Below are 2,025 nucleotides of genomic sequence, written 5' to 3'. Positions count from 1 at the left end.
GGCTGAAGCGACGCAAGATCTTCACCAACATGGACGGCATCGAGTGGCGCCGCCCAAAATGGGGAATGGCGGCGCGAACCTGGTTCTGGCTCAACGAATGGATCGGCGCATGGGCCTCGCATCGGCTGGTCGCCGATCATCCCGCCATCGCAGATCACCTGGCGACGCGCCGGCCGCGCAGCGCCATCGCCACCATTGCCTATGGCGCCGATCCGGTGACATCGGCGCCCGAGGCGCCGGTCCGGGCGCTCGGCCTCGAGCCCGGGCGCTATCTCATCTCGATCGCCCGCATCGAACCCGACAACAACATCCTGCCGATCGTCGAAGCTTTTTGCTCTGCCAAGCGCGACATGAAGCTGGTGGTGCTGGGAACGCTGTCCGACGACATCCCCTATCATGCCGCCATCCGCAAGGCGGCGAATGACTCGGTGGTCCTGCCGGGCGCCATCTACGACCAGGCGACGGTCAAGGCGCTCAGATACCACGCCCGCGCCTATCTGCATGGCCACACGGTCGGCGGCACCAACCCCTCGCTGGTCGAGGCGCTGGCGGCCGGCAACATGGTGATCGCCCACGACAATCCCTACAACAGATGGACCGCCGGGGCTGCGGCGATCTACTTCACCGACAAGGACAGTTGCGCCAAGCGGATGCAGCAGGCGCTGGACGATGATGCCTTGGTCCAGGCCTGCGGCGTTGCCGCCAGCGCGCGCGCCCGCGAAGCCTTCCGCTGGGACGATGTCCTGCTTGCCTATGAAAATGAGGCCTATCATTTGCTCGGCGTGACCGCCGCCAAGACCACCGCGATGGATCACGCATCGCCAGGAACCGTATGACAGGCTGGTCGCGCCGGCGGGTGCTGCGGACGGCGCTGTCCACCGCGGCGGCGCTCGGCTCGCTCCCGGTCGCACCAATCGCTCGCGCAGCCGCCGGGCCGCGATTTCGGCGTGGCGTCAACGCCTGGCCCTGGTTCTCGCTGACGCGCGAATTTCCCGCTCCGCGCACCGACTATGGCTGGCCGCCCTTCCAGTCGCAACGGCCGGTGCCGACCCCGGACGACCTGCGTCGGCTGCGCAGGACCGGGCTCGATTTCATCCGTCTGCCTGTTGATCCCGGCCCTTTCCTGGCCGCCGACGCCACCACGCGCGGCCGGTTGCTGGACATGCTGGATGCCGCCGTCACGGCCACCCTCCACGCCGGTCTCGGCATCATCGTCAACATCCAGGCCAATGCCGCCACCCATTACTGGAACCCCGACCGCATGGTCTCCAGCACCGCCGCACCCGCGTTCGATCTCTACCGCGGGCTGGTCGGCGAGCTTGCCGGCAGGCTGGCGCGGTTCCAGCCCGGCAGGGTGGCGCTCGAGCCGGTCAACGAGCCGGCGCAGGCCTGCGCGTCGAACGTCTGGTCGCAGATCCAGCTTTCACTTCTGACGGCGGCGAGAGCATCGGCCGCGACCCTGCCGCTGATCGTCACCGGCGGCTGCGGCTCGATGGTGAGCGGACTGACCGCGCTCGATCCGGCACCCCTGTCCCCGTTCGAGCCGATCCTGTTCACCTTCCACTTCTATGAGCCCTATCTGTTCAGCCATCAGGGGGCACCCTGGATGCGCGAGCCCGTCTACCGGTCGCTCAACAATGTGCCGTGGCCGGCATCCGCCGGCTCGCTGGAACCGACGCTGGCATCGGTCAGGGCGCGCATGGCGCAGGACACCGAAACCCCTGAAGACGCCAAGCAGGCAGCCTATGCCGAGACCGAGCGTGTGCTGAAAGTCTATTTCGACGCCCGGCCCGACCGCTGGTTTGTCGAAAAATATCTTCGCCAGGTTCGCGACTGGGCCGACGGCCACGGCCTTGCGCCGGAACGCATCATCATGGGCGAGTTCGGCGCGCTGCGCACCGACGCCCGCTATGTCGCCGCCCCCAATCCGGATCGAGCGCGCTACATCGCCGATGTCAGGCGAAGCGCCGAGGAACTCGGCCTCGCCTGGGCACTGTGGGATCTCTTCGATGGCATGGGCATGAT

2 protein-coding genes are annotated in these 2,025 nt (G+C 67.5%); both read left to right on the top strand.

Going from position 1 to position 2,025, the window contains the following annotated elements:
• The coding region (locus tag EN750_RS31675) for a glycosyltransferase (RefSeq protein ID WP_127399054.1) at window positions 1–836 on the top strand (836 nt) is incomplete at its 5' end.
• Window positions 833–2,025: cellulase family glycosylhydrolase (locus EN750_RS31670; protein ID WP_127399053.1), on the top strand; the 1,193-nt coding region annotated here is incomplete at its 3' end. The genes EN750_RS31675 and EN750_RS31670, both read left to right, overlap by 4 nt.

The organism is Mesorhizobium sp. M7A.F.Ca.ET.027.03.2.1 (assembly GCF_003999175.1).
Classification (GTDB): Bacteria; Pseudomonadota; Alphaproteobacteria; order Rhizobiales; family Rhizobiaceae; genus Mesorhizobium.
This window is presented reverse-complemented; position numbering and strand designations above follow the sequence as displayed.